This window comes from Arthrobacter sp. Leaf141, assembly GCF_001424565.1.
GTDB lineage: Bacteria > Actinomycetota > Actinomycetes > Actinomycetales > Micrococcaceae > Arthrobacter.
Genome location: NZ_LMOL01000016.1, coordinates 1 through 16,292 on the forward strand (window position 1 = coordinate 1; position 16,292 = coordinate 16,292).

Here is a 16,292-nt window from a genome sequence, read left to right on the forward strand (position 1 = left end):
AGCTTTGCAAACCCGCATCTCTCAGCAGAATCACGCTTCAACAGCAACCACCCCACCCAAAAACCGGCACGCAAACAAGCGAACCATATTCCAGGCCGTTCAAAATGGGGGTTGGTCACCCGCGGTACCCAGCTTCTCGCTGTCTCCCTCGCGGCGACTTAGAAAACAATACACCCCACCGCCCCCCACAGCAAATCGAGGTTCCAGGGGTGCTGACCCCAGTATTTCCGGGGCGGAACGGCCCATGAGGCATCCCAACCGGGCGCCGCCGCCGTTTCCCGGAGTTGTGGGCTGAAACACAACGGGAAGCGTACCGGGTTAAAGACGGAAGGGCCGGCAACCATATGGTTGCCGGCCCTTCTCAAGCAGCTGGAATCAGCAGTGCTGGATTACCAGGAAGACTTGGTGATGCCCGGAAGCTCACCGCGGTGCGCCATGTCGCGGAAGCGAACACGGGAGATACCGAACTTCTGGAAGGTACCGCGGGGACGGCCGTCGATGATGTCGCGGTTACGCAGACGGATCGGGGACGCGTTGCGGGGCAGCTTCTGCAGGCCCAGGCGGGCTGCTTCGCGTGCTTCGTCGGTTGCGTTTGCATCAACCAGGGTCTTCTTAAGCTCGAGGCGCTTTGCAGCGTAACGCTCTACGATGACCTTGCGCTGCTCGTTGCGAGCAATCTTGGACTTCTTAGCCATGTTTAGCGCTCCTCACGGAATTCGACGTGCTGGCGGATCTTGGGGTCGTACTTCTTCAGGACCATACGGTCCGGATCGTTACGACGGTTCTTGCGGGTTACGTAGGTGTAACCCGTGCCCGCAGTCGACTTGAGCTTGATGATCGGACGTACGTCCTTGTCTTTAGCCACTAGAGCTTCACCCCACGAGCGAGAATGGCGGCGACGACAACGTCGATGCCGCGAACGTCGATGGTCTTGATGCCCTTTGCAGAAACCTGCAGAGTGACATTACGGCGCAGGGACGGAACCCAGTAGCGCTTCTTCTGAATGTTCGGATCGAACCGACGCTTGTTGCGGCGGTGCGAGTGCGAAATGCTGTGCCCAAAGCCCGGCTCGGCTCCGGTCACTTGGCAGTGTGCTGCCATGACTTCTCCTCAAGAATTGAAAGTAATGATCCGCATATCTGCTGCTGGATCATGCTGCTAAGTGCGACCCAAATTGATTGAGGGCGAACGGTCAGTCACGCAACTTGAGCCCCTAACTACCGGCCGCCCTGGAGAAATTACCGGACAACCGGAGCAATTGCGCACGCTCCGCGCACTTAGCGCCTACCAAGTCTACGAGTTCCGCCAATTAAAGACCAATCAGGCCGTCAAGGGTGTATAAGCAGGCAGCTTCCCGCGCAGGATCACAGCAAGGAAGTGCCGGTATTCACAGCAAAATGAAAGCTGTCGGGCTGATTCTGGATCCATGACCATACAACTCCCCCAAGCGCAGGCCGGGCCAGCAACACGCGGTCCCGCAGCCCGTCCCGGCAGGGACGGCAACGGCTTCGCCGTACAGCACCGGCGCCGCCTGCTCCGCGCCGACCTTCTCACAGTGGTGGCATGGGCTTCCGTTGCGGCGGCTGTGGCCCTGTGGCTTTCCGACGGCGGTTTGGCAGCGGCCGCGACACCTGCCGGTGCCGTGACCGCTGCCGGGATCGTGGCCGGCCTGGTGGGCATGGACCTGGTCCTGTTGATGCTCCTGCTGGCAGCCAGGATTCCCCTGGTGGACCGGACCGTTGGCCATGACAGGGCGCTGGGGTTCCACCGGAAGCTGGGCAAACCTTCCCTCTACCTCCTGCTGGCACACGGGCTGCTGATCGCCGTGGGCTATGGGATGGCCGCGGGCCTGGACCCCGTCAGTGAGGCAATCGCCCTGTGGTCGCTGGTCCCGGACATGTGGCTTGCCTACATTTCCATGGTGCTCTTCGTAGCGGTGGTGGTGACGTCCCTGGTGGCGGTCCGTCGCCGGTTCCCCTACGAGTTCTGGTACGCCGTGCATCTGCTGACCTACGCCGCAGTGGGTACGGCCATCCCGCATCAGTTCAGCGTTGGCGGGCTGTTCGCCGAGGGGACGTGGCAGCGCTGGTACTGGGCCGCGCTGTGCCTGGCCACCGGAGCCGCCCTGCTGTACTTCCGGGTTGTCCAGCCCATCGCCGCAACGAACCGGCACCGGCTCAGCGTGGTCCGGGTGGAACAGGCTGCTCCCGGCGTGGTGAACATTGTGATGAAGGGCCGCGCCCTGGACCGGCTGGCCGGCACCGGCGGCCGGTTCCTTATCTGGCGGTTCCTCGCCCAGGGAATGTGGTGGCATCCCCATCCCTTCAGTCTGTCGGCGGAACCGGTGGTCCTGGCAGCGGACGGGACAGGTACCTTGCGGATCACGGTCCGCAACCTCGGCAGCGGCTCGGGCGGGCTTGTCCGCCTGCGCACCGGAACCCGGGTGGCTGTTGCCGGACCCTACGGCCTGTTCGGAACCGCCGCGCGGACCAGGGACAAGGTGGTCTTGATGGGCGCAGGCATCGGCATCACCCCGCTGCGGGCCCTGCTGGAAAGCACCCCGTTCGCACCGGGCCAGGCCACGGTCCTGCTGCGCGGCCACAGCGACCGGGAACTTTACCTCAGCCACGAGATCCTCGAACTTTGCCGGCTCCGCGGCGCCCGCCTGTTCCACCTGACCGGCCCTCGGGACAAGGGGCAATCCGGCTGGCTCCCTGACGACGCAGTCCACAGTGGCTACTCCCTTACCTCCTATGTCCCGGACGCAGCCGACGCGGACATCTACATCTGCGGCCCGTCCGCATGGGCCGGGAACGTCATTGCGGACGCCACGGCAGCCGGTGTACCGGCCACCCAGATCCATCACGAAAGGTTCGACTGGTGAAAACACGGGGAACAGTTGCGGCAGCAGTCGCCTCGGCAGGGATCCTCCTGGCCGGCTGGCAGGCCGGCACCCAGGCCGGCGGCACCAGCATCATCACAGCAACAGGTACGACGGCGGAGGGATCGGGCGGTGCGTCCGGAACCAACGGTTCCGCCCCGCACAGCGCAACAACCAAGGGGACCACCAGCGGAACCACCGCCGCGGGTACTTTCACGGGAGCTGCCGTCCAGACCCGGTTCGGCTCCGTACAGGTGCAGATCACCGTCGCCGGCGGCACCATCACCGACGTCACGGCGCTCCACCTGACCGATGACGACCGGAAGTCGATCCAGATCAGCAACCGGGCAGCACCGGTGCTCCGGAGCGAGGTCCTTGCGGCCCAGTCCGCCGACGTCCAGACGGTCAGCGGTGCCACCGTCACCAGCGGCGCCTACCTCACTTCACTCCAGGCAGCCATCGATGCAGCAAACCTCTGACCCCACCGAAGCCAGCGGCGCACCCCTGAAGATCCGCACCTTCACCAGCATGGGAACTGTCATCAGCCTCGCGCTGGTTCCCGACGGCCCGGCGGCAGGGCAGGCGGCGGACGACGAGCTTGCTGCCGCACTGGCCGTCGTCGAACGCCTTTTCCGGGACCTGGACGAAACGTTCAGCCTGTACCGGCCGGATTCCGAAGCGAGCCGGCTGGCCCGCGGTGAACTGACGCTGCCGCGTGCGTCGGACATCATGCGGGACCTGTATGCGGAGGCCCACGACTGGCGGCTGCGCACTGAAGGGGCGTTCAGCCCTGAGCGGCCTGACGGTGTGCTTGACCTCTCCGGGCTGGTGAAGGGCCACGCGATCCGTGAAGCCGGCACCTCCCTGCTGGCCCTGGGCCGCAGGAACTGGTGCCTGAATGCCGGCGGTGATGTACTGGCGGGCGGCTCCCCCGTCCCCGGCAGCGGCGAGCCGTGGCGGGCGGGAATTGTTGATCCCGGAAACCGCGGTTCCCTGGTCGCCGCCTATCCGCTGGCAGCAGCCGGCCGGCACCTGGCCCTGGCAACCTCTGGTTCAGCGGAGCGGGGCGACCACATCTGGCGCCAGCACGGCCGGCCGGCGGAGTTCAGCCAGGTGTCGGTTGCGGCGGCGGATATCGTCACGGCCGACATCCTGGCCACAGCAGTGGTGTCAGGCGGGACACCGATGCTGGACCGGGCAGCGGACGGCTGGGATGCCGCCATCCTGGCCGTACGGACTGACGGTTCGCTGGTGGCGACGCCTTCCTTCCGGCGCTAAAGCCGCGTCAGTGCCGGGTACTTGGGAGCCAGGCCATCGCCGGAGGACTTGCCCGTAACCCGGCGGACAACCCAGGGGCCGGCAAACTCGCGGACCCAGCGGGCGTTGGCGCGGAGGGCCTCTGCGCGGCTGAGTTCCGGAACCGGAGTCATGGGCGGAACGTCGATGGAGTGTTCGTGCGCCAGGACGTCCAGCACCCGCTTGGCCATGTTTGCGTGGCCGGCGGCGGACATATGCATCCGGTCCGTGGCCCACATGCCCCAGTCGTAGTATTCGCTGAAACGCCAGTAGTCCACCAGCAGGGCGCCGTGGTCGCCGGCGATGCCGCGGACCAGCTCGTTGTAGATCGCGGTGCGGCCGCGCATGGTGCTGAACACCTTCGACCCCCGCGCGTCGAAGCCCGTGAAGAGCACCACGGTGGCGCCGGTGGCACGCAACCTGCGGATGCCGTCGTCGTACTCGCCCAGGAGGTCGTCGATGTCGATTTTGGGACGAAGGATGTCGTTCGCGCCTGCGTAGATGCTCACCAGCGTGGGTTGCAGCGCTACGGCGGCATCCACCTGCTCGGCCAGGATCTGCCGGAGTTTCCGCCCGCGGATGGCGAGGTTGGCGTAGCCGAAGCCGGGATCCGCGGCTCCCAACTGCTCGGCCACGCGGTCGGCCCAGCCGCGGACCCCGTTGGGGCGCGTTGGGTCGTCGTCCCCCACTCCTTCAGTGAAGGAATCGCCAAGGGCCACAAACCGGGAAGAGAATTCCATCCGGCCAGTTTGCCATCCGTTGCCGCGAGCAACCAACTGGCGGGGCCGGCATCAGTTTTCGCGCAGGATCCAATGGTTGGCATCCAGCCGGCCAACCACCTTCTCGCCGATCCGGGCCAGGTCCTGGACGTCCTGGTCCGACAACGCATCAAGGAACAGTTCCCGGACCGTTTCAACATGGCCGGGCGCCAGCCCAACGATGGTGGCCATCCCCTCGGCCGTGAGGTGGGCGGTGGTGACCCGGGCGTCGTGGGGATGCGGTCGGCGCTCCACCCAGCCCCGTTTCTGCAGCTTGGTCACCACATGGGACAGCCGGGACAGCGAGGCGCTGCTTCGTGCGGCGAGCTCGCTCATGGGCAGGAACCGCTCTTCCGTTTCGGAGAGCATGGCCAGGACCGTGTAGTCGAAGAGGGACAGCTTCCCGGCCGCGTGCAGCTTGGTGTCCAGGGCCGCCGGAAGCAGCGTGTTGATGCTTACCAGGGCCAGCCAGGCACGGCGTTCGTCGGCGCTCAGCCAGCGCGGTTCGGTCATGCGTCAATACTACGAGAAAGCCGTCGTTGATCCTTCAACCAGGCCCGCTGCCCCCGGTAGGGTGGGCGTATGTATGTTGTTTCCTTGACCTACCGCGTCCCGCAGGACATCGTCGATTTCCACAACGACGGCCACATGGCCTGGCTCCAGGAGGCCTTCGACAACGGCGTCTTCATCGCCGCCGGCCGCAAGGTGCCGCGGACGGGTGGGTTGCTGTTGTCGCAGGTGGACCGCGCCACCCTGGATGCCAGCCTGGCGCAGGACCCGTTCTATGCGAACGGTGTTGCCGAGTTCGACGTCGTCGAATTCCATGCCGGCCGGGTGGCGCCGGGGTTTGAAAACCTGCTGGACAGCTGAGGCGCATCAGGCGGCGGTTTTTTCGGCCAGCTTCCGCAGCCCGCCTTTGCGGGGCACCTTGACCGGTTCCGGCCAGCGCGCCGTGAGCGTGTCCCCCAGCGTGATCCCCCGGATCTTGCGGCCGAACAGCGGCAGGACCCAGTCGTTGATCCACCGCCGCTGATGGCGTTCCCATTCCCGCAGCCCGCGCCGCGCCGGCGCTTCCCAGTCCTTGGGCCGGATCTTGTGCGGCACCCCCAGCTGGTCCAGGACCTGCCCGGCCAGGTACCTGTGCCCGGCCTTTGACATGTGCAGCCGGTCCGCGTCCCACATCCGCCGGTCGTGGAACGCGTCCAGGCACCAGTAGTCCACCAGGACGGCGCCATGCTGCTCCGCAATCGCGCGGACGTGGCGGTTGTAGAGGGTGTTGCGCTTCTTCAGCGGTTCCAGCAGGGCCGAGACCTTGACGTCGAACCCGGTGAACAGCACCAGGACAGCCCCGGTGCCGGCCAGGCGGGCCACCAGCTGTTCGTAGTCGGCCATCAGCGCTGCCATGTCGGTTTTCAGGTCCAGGATGTCATTGCCGCCGGCGTACAGGGTGATCAGTGCCGGTTCCATGGCCAGCGCCGGTTCCAGCTGCTCGGCCACGATGTGCCGCAGCCGCTTGCTGCGGATGGCCAGGTTCGCGTAGCGCCACCCGGGCTGGTCCTTGGCCAGTTTCTCGGCCACCCGGTCCGCCCAGCCGCGGACCCCGTTGGGCAGCCGGCCGTCGCGGTCGCCCACACCCTCGGTGAACGAATCGCCCAGGGCAACAAACACGCGACGGCCACTTTGGGGCAGCAAGGGGGCAACAGGCACCAGCCCACGCTAACCGGCCAAAGCGGCCAGCGGACGACGGCGGCATGAACAGGAAGGTGCTCAGCCCTCCGCTTTGCCCTGCCGCCAGTAGCCCATAAAGGCCACCTGCTTGCGGTCGATGCCCACATCGCGCACCAGGTAGCGGCGCATGTCCTTGATGACGGCCGCCTCACCGGCGATCCAGGCGTAGAACGGCATGGCGCCGGCTGGCATGTCCGGGTTCTTGGTTGCGGCGATCGCCCCGGTTTCCATCCGCGCGGGCGTCTCCCAAAGGATGTCCACGTCCACGTTGACGTCTTCGGGCTCGGGTCCCGCGCCGCCGTCGGCCGCTTTTAGGCCCACCCAGCCGGGCACGGGGACGGCCTTCCGGACGGCGTCCTGCAGGAGTTCGCCGTGCGGACGGGACCGGCCGATTGACGCACCGCGCGCCAGCCAGGTGATCTGGACGTCGGCGGCGGACTCCAGCTCCTGGAAGTCGCCGGCTTCGGGAACCTCCAGGATGGCGTGGCCGCTCATGTAGGCGGGCAGGCTTTCGAGGATGGCGGAGATGGCCGGGAGGGCGGTCTCGTCGCCGGCGAGCAGGACGCGCTGGGCCAGCCCGGGGCGCCATTCGATGCCGCCGTAGTTTTCCGCGGTCCGGCACAGGGCGGCCCGGTTGTTGGGGCCGATGATGGTGATGGCGTCGCCGGGCTTGGCGTTCAGGGCCCAGTTCGCGGCCGGGCCGCCGTGCCCGTGGTCATCAAAATGCATCACGAAGTCCACGTCGATCTCCGGGTACACGGAATCAAGCCGGGACGAGCGGACCGTGTAGGTGCGCATGGAACCGCGGACGGCCGGGTCCATGGCGAGCCATTCGCGGTACCAGCCGGCCTCGGTCATTTCGAAGGCCGGCAGGGGCAGTTCGGTGCCGTCTGCGGCAAGGGACGGGATCATCAGCTTGATGCGCAGGTCCAGGGAGTCGCCGTTGACGCCGAAGTCCCGCAGCGCGTACCCGCCGAAGGTGATCCTGCGGAAGTTGGGGCTCAGTTCCTGGACGGAGGAAACGGTCACCTCGAAGGCGAGGGTCATGGGCTCGGTGGTGGCAACTTCTCGGGTGTTCATGAAACAAGCTCCAGTTCGTTGGCTGGGACGTGGTGGCGCCCGATGGGAATGATCAGGGGGGTACCGGAAACGGGGTCCGGGATGACCCGGGATTCGAGGCCGAAGACGCTGCTGACCAGTGCCTCCGTGACCACCTCCTGCGGGGTGCCCGCGGCCACCACCGCTCCGGCTTTCATGGCGATGACGTGGTCGGCATAGCGGGCGGCCAGGTTGAGGTCGTGCAGGACGATGGCCACGGTGGTGCCGCGGCTGCGGTTCAGGTCGGTGATGAGATCAAGCACCTCCACCTGGTGGGCCAGGTCCAGGTAGGTGGTGGGCTCGTCCAGCAGCAGGATTTCGGTTTCCTGCGCCAGGGCCATGGCGATCCAGACGCGCTGGCGCTGCCCGCCGGAGAGTTCGTCCACGTCCCGTTCGGCGAGGGCCAGGGTTTCGGTGGCCTCCAAGGCCCGGTGCACGGCGGCGTCGTCCTTGTCGCTGCTGCTGCGGAAGAAACCCTGGTGCGGGTACCTGCCACGGCCCACCAGGTCGCGCACGGTGATGCCGTCCGGGGCGGTGGGGTGCTGCGGGAGCAGGCCCAGGGTGCGGGCCAGTTCGCGGGCGGGCCGGGAATGGATGTCCTTGCCGTCCAGGGTGACGGTGCCGGCGGCGGGTTTCAGCAGCCGCGAGAGGCCGCGGAGCAGCGTGGACTTACCGCAGGCATTGGCGCCCACAATCATGGTTACCCGGCCCTCGGGAATGCCAACGCTCAGGCTGTCCACCACGCAGCGCTGGTCGTACTTCAGCGTCAGGTCCTTGGCATCGAGAACTGCCATGTCAGGCGTCCTTTCGGTTGGCAGTGACCAGGAGCCACAGCAGGAACGGGGCGCCCAGGGCGCCGGTGATAACGCCCACGGGCAGGACCGTGCCGCCCAGGATCAGGGGGGCGAGGTTGGCGGCGAAGTAGTCGGCCGCGAGGACGATCACCGCGCCCACCAGGGCCGACGCCGGGAGGCTGGCTTTTTTGGTGAAGCGGCGCGCGATCGGTCCCGCCAGGAACGCCACAAACGCCACCGGCCCCGCGGCGGCGGTGGCTACGGCGGCGAGGGCCACGGCGACGATCACCAGGGCAAGCCGGGCCACGCCGACCTTGATGCCGAGGCCGGCGGCGGCGTCGTCGCCGAGTTCGAGGATCCGCAACGGGCCGGCGATCAGGGCCACGGCCGGGACCAGGATCGCCAGGGCGATGGCCAGGACACCGGCGCGGTCCCAGTTGGCGGAGTTCAGGGACCCGTTGAGCCAGACCAGGGTGTCGGCCGCGGTGCGGATGTCGGCCCGGGTCATCAGGAAGTTGACCACGGCGTGCAGGGCAGCGGCGATGCCCACGCCGGCCAGGACCAAACGGTTGCCGGCAGCGTTGCCGTTGCTGGTGCCGCGCATGGCCCCGCCGCTGGAGATGCCGTAGATGAGTGCCGCCACGGCGAGGGCGCCGGCCATGGCGGCAACGGAGACCGTGGGCCCGGTGGCGCCGAAAACAACAATGGCCACCACGGCGGCGGCGCTGGCGCCGTAGCTGATCCCGATCACGTCGGGGCTGGCCAGCGGGTTGCGGAGCATGGTCTGGAACAGGGCGCCGGCCAGGCCGAACGCAACGCCGATCATGGTGCCTATCACGGCCCGGGGCAGCTTGTTTTCCATCACGATGAAGCTGGCGCCGGGGATCTTGTCACCGCCGGTAAAGTGCGCCACCAGGATCCTGATGAAGTCCGGGATGGTGACGGTGTAGCTGCCCAGCAGGATGGAGACGGCGAAGAGGACCACCACGGCGGCTGCCAGGATTGCGGTCCTGTTGATCCGGCGCCGGCTCCTCCGTTGCCCTATCACTTCTGGTCCCCCCGGGGTGGTTTTGGCGACCGGAAGTGATAGCGCATCCGGGGCGGCGGGAGTGGTGTCGGTGCGGGTCACAGCCCGGCCCCCTTGCCGCGGCGGACCAGCCAAACGAAGAACGGGGCGCCCACCAGGGCGGTCATAATGCCGGCCGGGACTTCACCGGGCAGCAGGATCACGCGGCCAATGATGTCGGCGCCCAGGAGCAGCACCGGGGCCACCACCAGGGAAAACGGCAGGATCCAGCGGTAGTCCGGTCCGGTCAGGAAGCGGACCGCGTGCGGAACCACCAGGCCAACAAAGCCGATGGGTCCGGCCAGGGCGGTGGCGGTGCCGCACAGCAGCACAATCCCGAGGGCGGCCACGCCGCGGGCCAGGCCCACACGCTGGCCGAGGCCGCGCGCAATGTCGTCGCCGAGGGCCAGGGAGTTGAGGATGCGGCCGGTCAGGAGCACAACCGCGGCGCCGACGGCGAGGAAGGGCAGCCCGGGCAGGACTACGGACCAGTCGCGGCCGGCCACCCCGCCGACCTGCCAGAAGCGGAACCGGTCAAGGGTGTCCTGGCTGGAGACCAGGATGACGTTCATGAGCGAGTACAGGCCGGCACTCAGCGCGGCACCGGCCAGCGCGAGCTTGACCGGGGTGGCGCCGTCCCGGCCCAGGGACGCAATGAGGTACACCAGCACCGCGGCGGCGCCGGCACCGATGAAGGCGAACCAGATGTAGCCGGAGAAGGTGGCCACCCCAAAGACATAGATGCCGGTCACCACGGCAAGCGCCGCCCCGGCGTTGACCCCGATGATGCCCGGATCGGCCAGCGGGTTGCGGGCCACGCCCTGCATGGCGGCACCGGCAAGGCCAAGCGCCCCGCCCACCAGGAGGCCAAGGGCGGTGCGGGGGATACGTGCGTGGACCACGGCGTGGTCGCCGTTGGCGGCATCGAAGCTGGTCATCGCCTGCCAGACGGTGGCCAGGGGAAGGCCCCTGGCGCCCACGGCCAGGGAGGTCCCGGCAAGGAGCAGCAGTACAACGACGGCGGCCAGCAGCCAGGCGGCCCGTTTCCCTCCGGAAGCGGACCACTTGACGGGACCACGGGAGACCCGCCCCGGCACCGGAGTGCCGGCGCCGGGCGCCCACTGGTCCGCCGTCGTTGTACCCTGCGTCATGGCGAAGTGCCTACTTCACTGCGTCCGCGGCGGTGGCCAGCTGCGGCAGGAACGTGTCCAGTGACCACGGCAGGCTCAGCGGTGACGACGCGGAGATGGACAGCGTCAGCGTGTTGTCCGAATCGGCCACGAGGGCGCCGTTTTTGATGGCGGGGATCTGGCCCAGCAGCGGGTCGGCCTTGATGGCGTCCGTGGTGGAGGCATCCGGAACCCAGGTCACGAAGATGTCCGAGTCCAGTTCGTTGGCCTTCTCAGCGGACCAGGCGATAAAGAAATCCTTGGACCCCTTCGAGTTGTCCTCCACCACGGGGGCGAGCTTCATGCCGATCTCCGAAAGAAAACGGGGGCGGTTGTCGTTGGCGGTGTAGACGTTCACGCCATCACCCTTGGCAGGCTCGAGGTTGCCGTAAATGAAGGTCTTCTCTGCCAGCTGGGGGAACTTGGACACCTTGTCCGTGACGGTCTTCTCGGTGTCGGAGACCAGCTTGGTGGCTTCTGCTTCCTTGCCCAGGGCCTTGCCGATGATGGTGGTGGAGTCCTGCCAGGACGTGCCGTACGCCAGCTCAGGGTGCGCCACCACGGGTGCGATCTCGCTGAGCTTCTTGTAGTCCTCTTCGGTCAGGCCGGAGTAGGCGGCCAGGATGACGTCCGGGGTGAGCTTGGCGATCTCTGTGAAGTTGATACCGTCCGCCTCGGAGTACTGGACGGGGGCCTTGTCCGTGCCAAACCCGGCACCCAAATCCTCGAGGGCCGCGTCCTTCCACGGGGTGGAGCCCTTGTCGTTGCCGCCCCATTCGTTGGTGGGGACGCCAACGGGCACCACACCCAGGGCAATGGCAACGTCGTCGTTGACCCAGGAGACGGTGGCGACCCGGGTGGGCTGCTTTTCGATGGTGGTCTCGCCGTAGACATGTTTGATGGTCACGGGGAAAGCTGTGCTGCTGGAGCCGGCAGTGCTGGCGTCCGGTGTGGAGGCCGCGGGGCCCGTGGAGCAGGCCGAGAGCGTGAGGGCCGCTGCGGCCAGGACCGCCGTCGCCTTGCCGGCTGATTTGAACAGCGTCCGGCGGGTGGCGGTCAGGCCGGTGAAGTGGGGGGAAGTCACGGAACTCCTTAGGTGAATGATGCGAACCTAAGTAAGGCTAGCCTAGCCTCCCCCCTATTACGAAAGGTTTGCGTACCTTAATCATTTCCCGTGACGAAGGACACACGCCACGCGGGCTAACGCAGGACGATGTCCACCGGGTTCGCCTCGGACCGCCAGGCCCCTTCCGCCCCTGCCGTGGGCCTGATCACCGGGGCCGTGAGGACGCCTGAACGGTTGGTGCGCTTGTCCCGGAGGATCTCGGTGACGGACCCCAGGTGCCGGGACAGGTCGATGACGTTTTCCGGGGCCGCCAGCAGCAGCTGGAACCCGAATTCATGCAGCGCCTTGATGCCGGCGCCGGCGAACTCTTCGGAGGCCAGGACGAAGGCTTCATCCATCATCACCGTGCCGTAGGTGGTGAAGCCCTGCTCCGCGATGCCCAGCTGGTAGCTGAGCGCTGCCGCCATGATGAACGCCGTGAACCGCTGCCGCTCGCCGCCGGACATCGACCCGGTGTCGGCGTGCATAAAGACCTCGGACCGCTTCCCGCCGCGGGGTCCGGTAACGTCGCGGTGTTCCTTGCACTGGATAAAGAGATGGCCGCGGACATCCAGCACCTCGGCGCGCCAGCGGCGGTCCTCCGGAGCCTGCGAGCCCAGCCGCCGGACCAGGGCCTCCAGCGACTTGTAGCGGGCGGTGAGCTCGGCGTCCTCGTCGCGTTCCTGACCGGCTTCGGGCCGCGCCGGCCGGGTGTGGCGGGCCTTGAGCGCGTTCTGGATGGCGTCCTTGAACGCCTTGGCAGTGGGCGGCAAAGTCTGCTTGATGTCCAGCTCCAGGAAGCTTCCTTCATGGAAGTTCACCTGCGACAGGATGCCGTTCAGCGGCAGGATCCGGCTGGTGATGGACCGCCGCTCTTCATCCAGCAGATGCAGCAGCGTGCTGAACGATTCGTGCGTGCGCTGGTTGAAGAACTGCCGGAATTCGGCTTCCTGTGCCGGCAGCCCGTCGCTGACAATCGCGTGGTACCGGGTTTCGAAGTCGGCTGCGGCGCCGATGCTGGTGCCGTGGTCGGCCGAGATGGCGCTGCCCCATTCGCGGACAAACCCCTCAAAGATCCTGGTGAGCCGCTCAGCGGTGCCCTGGCCGCGGGATTCGGCGGCGTGCAGCTCCCCCAGGAGCGTGGAGCGCACCCGGTTGGCCAGGTTGTCCAGTTCATGCAGCTCCGTGATGTCGCCGAACCCGTCAAAGTAGGGCGCCAAGGCTTCGACGGTGGCGTCCGACGGTGGCGCTTCGGCCAGGCGCCCGCGCGCGGCATCCAGCAGGGAATCGGCGGTGGTCAGCTGCCGGTCCAGCGCCTTGTACTCGCTTTGGAGGACGGCAGCCGACTCGGTGCTGGACTGGTGTTTCTGCCGGGCCTGCTCGATGTTGGCGCGCAGCGGTTCCAGATCCGCCTGCGCTGCGAGCGCATCCTTGAGCCGCTGCTCGATCCGTGCCAGGTCCTCCGCCGCGACGGCGGCCGACACCTGGTCCCAGGGCCTGTCGTCCGCTGCGACCCGGCGCAGGGCTTCAAGCTGGCGGCCCATGCCCTGGTGTGATTCCTCCCGGCTCTGCGCCAGTTCCGCGGCCTTGGCCACTTCCTGCCGGAGGTCGGCCACCTGACTGGCCACCAGTTCCAGCTTGGCGGCGTTGTCGAAGCCCAGCACGTAGTCCTGGCGGCTGGTGAACCGGTCGTCCTTTTCCACGGTGTGGCGGTTGCGTTTGACCACCCCGCCAAGGCTCAGGCCCTTGTCCAGGGCGGCGAGTTCGTCCGGGTCCTCCACGCAGGGGAAGGCGAAGTCGAGGGCGATCCGCTCGCGGACCCATGCCCCTGCTTCCGCTGCCCCGCCGGCGGTGAGGATATCCAGCTTGCGGAGCAGGTCGCCGTCGTTCACGTCCTCCACCGCCAGCGCACCGCCTGGCAGCGGCTTGGACACGTCCACGGCGCGGAGGGCGCCGCGGATGTTGTTCGCGTTCAGGTACCGGGTCACGGCGCCGAAATGCTCGCCTGGCACCAGCAGCGTGGTGGCGAGGCTGCGCAGGGCCCGCTCAGCGGCGGGGCGCCAGCGCTCCTCGCCTTCCAGCAGGTCCATCAGTTCCCCCGCAAAGGGCATCTGGTCCTCGGGCACACCGGTGGCCGCGGCAATCGCGGTCCGGTTTTCAATGCTCGACGGCGGCAGCAGGGATTTGCGTGTCTTCAGGGACACCAGCTCCTGCTCAGCCGCGGCGAGTTCCCGCTTGCGGGTCGCATGGGCGTCAAAGGCCTCAAACCGAAGCTCCTGCAGGGCCTGGGAGTCGTCCTTCAGCTCGGCGGAGCGGGCTGCTGCCTGTTCGTGCGCCTGATCCCAGCCTGCGGCCGTCCAGGCCAGCTGCAGGCCGGCATCGGCGAGCGCGGCGCGGGCGGCCTCCTCCACCTGTTCGCGGAGCTTCAGGCTGACGCGCGCGTTCTCGAGCGACTGTTCGATCGCGGAGATCGCGTTGCCGCCCTGGGTGTTGTAGTCCGTTTCCAGCTGCCGGAGATCCTTGGCCAGCGCGTCCCGGACGGTCCGCTCCGCCCCGAGGTCCTGGGCCTTGGCCTGTGCGAGCTCCCGGAACCGGGTCAGCGTCTTTTCGTGGACGGTGACTGCCAGCTGCTGCCGGTACGCCTCGAATTCGCCGCCTGCGAGGTCCCGCAGCCGGTTGGCGTCCAGCAGCGCCTGGGCGTACTCGCGGTTCAGCCCAGGGACCGGCGCCAGCTGGTCGCGCTGCTGGCGGACGTCTTCGAGCCGCTGCCGGATGGACATCAGGTTGCTGAACTCCTCCACCACGTCGTCGGCCGCCGCCAGGGTGGCCGGGGCGTCCAGGACCTGGTCCCGGAAGAAGGTGTTGACGCTGCCGCCCAGGCCTTTACCGGCCTGGATGACCCGCAGCAGCGGAAGCGCCTGGTCCGAGTTGATGCCCAGCAGTCGCCGGAAGCGCTCGGCAAACGCCTTATGCACGTCAAAAACCTGGGCGTCCGGGAACACCGTCTCCAGCGCGGCCTTGGTGAAGCGCTTGTCCGCGATGTCCTCCAGGGCCGGCAGGTCCAGCGGTGAGCTGTCGATCAGGTAGAACCGGCCAACGCTCGATTCCGTGCCGTTTTTGGGCAGGTCGAAGAGCGCGGACACCGTCACCCTGGTACCGGCTGCGTTGTCGAACGTCAGCGCCACCGCTGACCAGGTGGCGCCGGGGCGCTGGAACGCACTTGCCGAGCCCTCGCCCACGGCTTTGTCGCCCACCTTGCCGCGCATGTACGTAAAGGTGGTGCGTTTGTCCTCCACGGCCCCGCCGGAGCGCTGGGCTGCGGCCTCGTTGGACCGCGGCCGCGCGTCGAACACCCGCAGCATCGCGTCGAAAAGCGTCGACTTGCCGACGCCCGAGTTGCCGGTCAGCAGGGTGCCGTTGCGGTCCACATGCATGGTGTGCGCACCGTGGAAGGTGCCCCAGTTGACCACCTGGACCAGCGCCAGCCGCATCTGCCCCGGGTTCGTTTCTTCCCCGAGGGGAAGCATGCTGGCGATGCTCACTTGGTGCCTTCTTCGGTGGTGGTGGTACCGTCCGCGTCGTCGGCGGCATCATCGTCGGTCGCTGTTTCGGCGTCGAGGTCAAGGAGCGGTTCGGTGCCCGACGGGTCCGCCGAGGCTGCGACCAGGGCATCGATTTGGGCCGGGATATCGCCGATGTTTTCGAACGGGAGGGCCAGCGGAAGGGCGTTGGAGATGGTGTACACGTCGTCCAGGCCCGTGGCCAGCAGGAGCTGGCGGGCCAGGAGCTTGGTGATGGCCCGGGTCACCACATCGGAATCCCGCAGCGCGTCCTGCTGGCCCGAGGGCTGGTAGTGGGCCACAAGGTCGGCGATTTCCTCGCGGGTGATGGTGGGGTCAGTCTGCGCCGTCACGTGCCGGTCCAGCAGCAGGCGGAGCCGGAGCAGCACAATCGTCTCCACCCGGCTCAGCGCTCGCTGCTGCCGGAGGATGCTGGAGCGGGTGCTGCCGCCGATCGCGTCCGGATCCACGGGACGTAGCACAGCAATTTTGCGGTCAGGGTCCAGTTCCATGGTGAGGAACAGTTCGGAGAGCCTGCTGCGGATGATGACCCGGTTATCCAGCAGAACCGTCCAGAGCTTCTCGTCGCGGCCGCCGTCTATGTACGGTCCCTTGAGCAGCTTCACCAGCGCCTGCCGCACGCGCATGGGCAGCACCCCGGTGTCGCCCGGAAAGAGGGCAGCGCCGTCAATGAACGTGTCGCGGGGCCCGGCGGCAAGGGAGCGCCCGGCGGCGGGTTCGGCGTCCGCCCCTGCCCGGGCTACGGCAGCAGGTCCGGCTGCTGCGGCAACGGATTCGGAAGGTTCTGTTCCGGTTTCAGCGGAGGGTTCAGTCATC

At 67.5% G+C, this 16,292-nt stretch carries 17 protein-coding genes; 4 read left to right on the top strand and 13 right to left on the bottom strand.

What is annotated here, in order from left to right:
* Window positions 1–389: 389 nt before the first annotated feature.
* The 3 genes from rpsN to rpmB are packed head-to-tail and all read right to left on the bottom strand — an operon-like array spanning window position 390 to window position 1,101.
* A complete protein-coding gene (gene rpsN / locus ASF72_RS11735; RefSeq protein ID WP_050687445.1) occupies window positions 390–695 on the bottom strand; it encodes a 30S ribosomal protein S14 in 306 nt (101 codons plus the stop codon).
* Window positions 696–697: 2 nt separating this feature from the next.
* Window positions 698–865 (bottom strand): 50S ribosomal protein L33, encoded by a 168-nt coding sequence (gene rpmG / locus ASF72_RS11740; RefSeq protein ID WP_013602737.1) that lies wholly within the window; start codon window positions 863–865, stop codon window positions 698–700.
* Window positions 865–1,101 (bottom strand): 50S ribosomal protein L28, encoded by a 237-nt coding sequence (rpmB, locus tag ASF72_RS11745; protein ID WP_050687447.1) that lies wholly within the window; start codon window positions 1,099–1,101, stop codon window positions 865–867. Before rpmB ends, rpmG begins: the two co-directional genes overlap by 1 nt.
* Window positions 1,102–1,426: 325 nt before the next feature.
* On the opposite strand from rpmB, the gene ASF72_RS11750 reads away from it, so the two are divergent.
* Genes ASF72_RS11750 through ASF72_RS11760 form a run of 3 tightly spaced genes read left to right on the top strand, consistent with a single transcriptional unit; the run spans window position 1,427 to window position 4,159 of the window.
* Entirely contained in the window at window positions 1,427–2,884 is a 1,458-nt protein-coding gene (locus ASF72_RS11750) for a ferredoxin reductase family protein (RefSeq protein ID WP_056599076.1), read from the top strand.
* Complete coding sequence (locus ASF72_RS11755) at window positions 2,881–3,360, top strand: FMN-binding protein (protein ID WP_056599078.1); 480 nt, start codon at window positions 2,881–2,883, stop codon at window positions 3,358–3,360. Before ASF72_RS11750 ends, ASF72_RS11755 begins: the two co-directional genes overlap by 4 nt.
* Window positions 3,361–3,409: 49 nt before the next feature.
* The gene (locus ASF72_RS11760) at window positions 3,410–4,159 is read left to right on the top strand and encodes an FAD:protein FMN transferase (protein ID WP_050687511.1); all 750 of its coding nucleotides are present in this window, start codon (window positions 3,410–3,412) and stop codon (window positions 4,157–4,159) included.
* Here ASF72_RS11760 and ASF72_RS11765 read toward each other — a convergent pair.
* Together ASF72_RS11765 and ASF72_RS11770 are read right to left on the bottom strand one after the other, a co-directional pair.
* Window positions 4,156–4,917, bottom strand: a complete 762-nt coding sequence (locus ASF72_RS11765; RefSeq protein WP_050687453.1) for an SGNH/GDSL hydrolase family protein — start codon at window positions 4,915–4,917, stop codon at window positions 4,156–4,158. The genes ASF72_RS11760 and ASF72_RS11765 overlap by 4 nt on opposite strands.
* A 51-nt stretch (window positions 4,918–4,968) precedes the next feature.
* A complete protein-coding gene (locus ASF72_RS11770; RefSeq protein ID WP_050687455.1) occupies window positions 4,969–5,448 on the bottom strand; it encodes a MarR family winged helix-turn-helix transcriptional regulator in 480 nt (159 codons plus the stop codon).
* 69 nt (window positions 5,449–5,517) lie between these two features.
* Between ASF72_RS11770 and ASF72_RS11775 the strand changes: the two genes are divergently transcribed.
* Window positions 5,518–5,805, top strand: coding sequence for a YciI family protein (locus ASF72_RS11775; RefSeq protein ID WP_050687457.1), 288 nt, complete (start codon window positions 5,518–5,520; stop codon window positions 5,803–5,805).
* Between the two features lie 6 nt (window positions 5,806–5,811).
* On the opposite strand, the gene ASF72_RS11780 is transcribed toward ASF72_RS11775, so the two are convergent.
* From ASF72_RS11780 to ASF72_RS11815, 8 genes are all read right to left on the bottom strand, one after another.
* The gene (locus tag ASF72_RS11780; protein WP_432246067.1) at window positions 5,812–6,645 is read right to left on the bottom strand and encodes an SGNH/GDSL hydrolase family protein; all 834 of its coding nucleotides are present in this window, start codon (window positions 6,643–6,645) and stop codon (window positions 5,812–5,814) included.
* Window positions 6,646–6,702: 57 nt separating this feature from the next.
* Window positions 6,703–7,743: a siderophore-interacting protein gene (locus tag ASF72_RS11785; RefSeq protein ID WP_050687463.1), complete on the bottom strand. Its 1,041-nt coding sequence runs from the start codon at window positions 7,741–7,743 to the stop codon at window positions 6,703–6,705.
* Window positions 7,740–8,555: an ABC transporter ATP-binding protein gene (locus ASF72_RS11790; protein ID WP_056599081.1), complete on the bottom strand. Its 816-nt coding sequence runs from the start codon at window positions 8,553–8,555 to the stop codon at window positions 7,740–7,742. The genes ASF72_RS11785 and ASF72_RS11790 overlap by 4 nt, the downstream gene beginning before the upstream one ends.
* Window position 8,556: 1 nt before the next feature.
* Window positions 8,557–9,600 carry a FecCD family ABC transporter permease gene (locus ASF72_RS11795; protein WP_442854165.1) on the bottom strand — a complete coding sequence of 348 codons (1,044 nt, stop codon included), beginning with the start codon at window positions 9,598–9,600 and terminating at the stop codon, window positions 8,557–8,559.
* Window positions 9,601–9,680: 80 nt separating this feature from the next.
* The gene (locus ASF72_RS11800; RefSeq protein WP_056599084.1) at window positions 9,681–10,772 is read right to left on the bottom strand and encodes a FecCD family ABC transporter permease; all 1,092 of its coding nucleotides are present in this window, start codon (window positions 10,770–10,772) and stop codon (window positions 9,681–9,683) included.
* Between the two features lie 10 nt (window positions 10,773–10,782).
* Window positions 10,783–11,874, bottom strand: a complete 1,092-nt coding sequence (locus ASF72_RS11805) for an iron-siderophore ABC transporter substrate-binding protein (protein WP_050687469.1) — start codon at window positions 11,872–11,874, stop codon at window positions 10,783–10,785.
* Between the two features lie 116 nt (window positions 11,875–11,990).
* Window positions 11,991–15,437, bottom strand: coding sequence for an ATP-binding protein (locus ASF72_RS11810; protein ID WP_056599087.1), 3,447 nt, complete (start codon window positions 15,435–15,437; stop codon window positions 11,991–11,993).
* On the bottom strand, window positions 15,434–16,291 hold the full coding sequence (locus ASF72_RS11815) for a DUF4194 domain-containing protein (RefSeq protein WP_056599089.1): 858 nt from the start codon (window positions 16,289–16,291) through the stop codon (window positions 15,434–15,436). Before ASF72_RS11815 ends, ASF72_RS11810 begins: the two co-directional genes overlap by 4 nt.
* Window position 16,292: the final 1 nt, after the last annotated feature.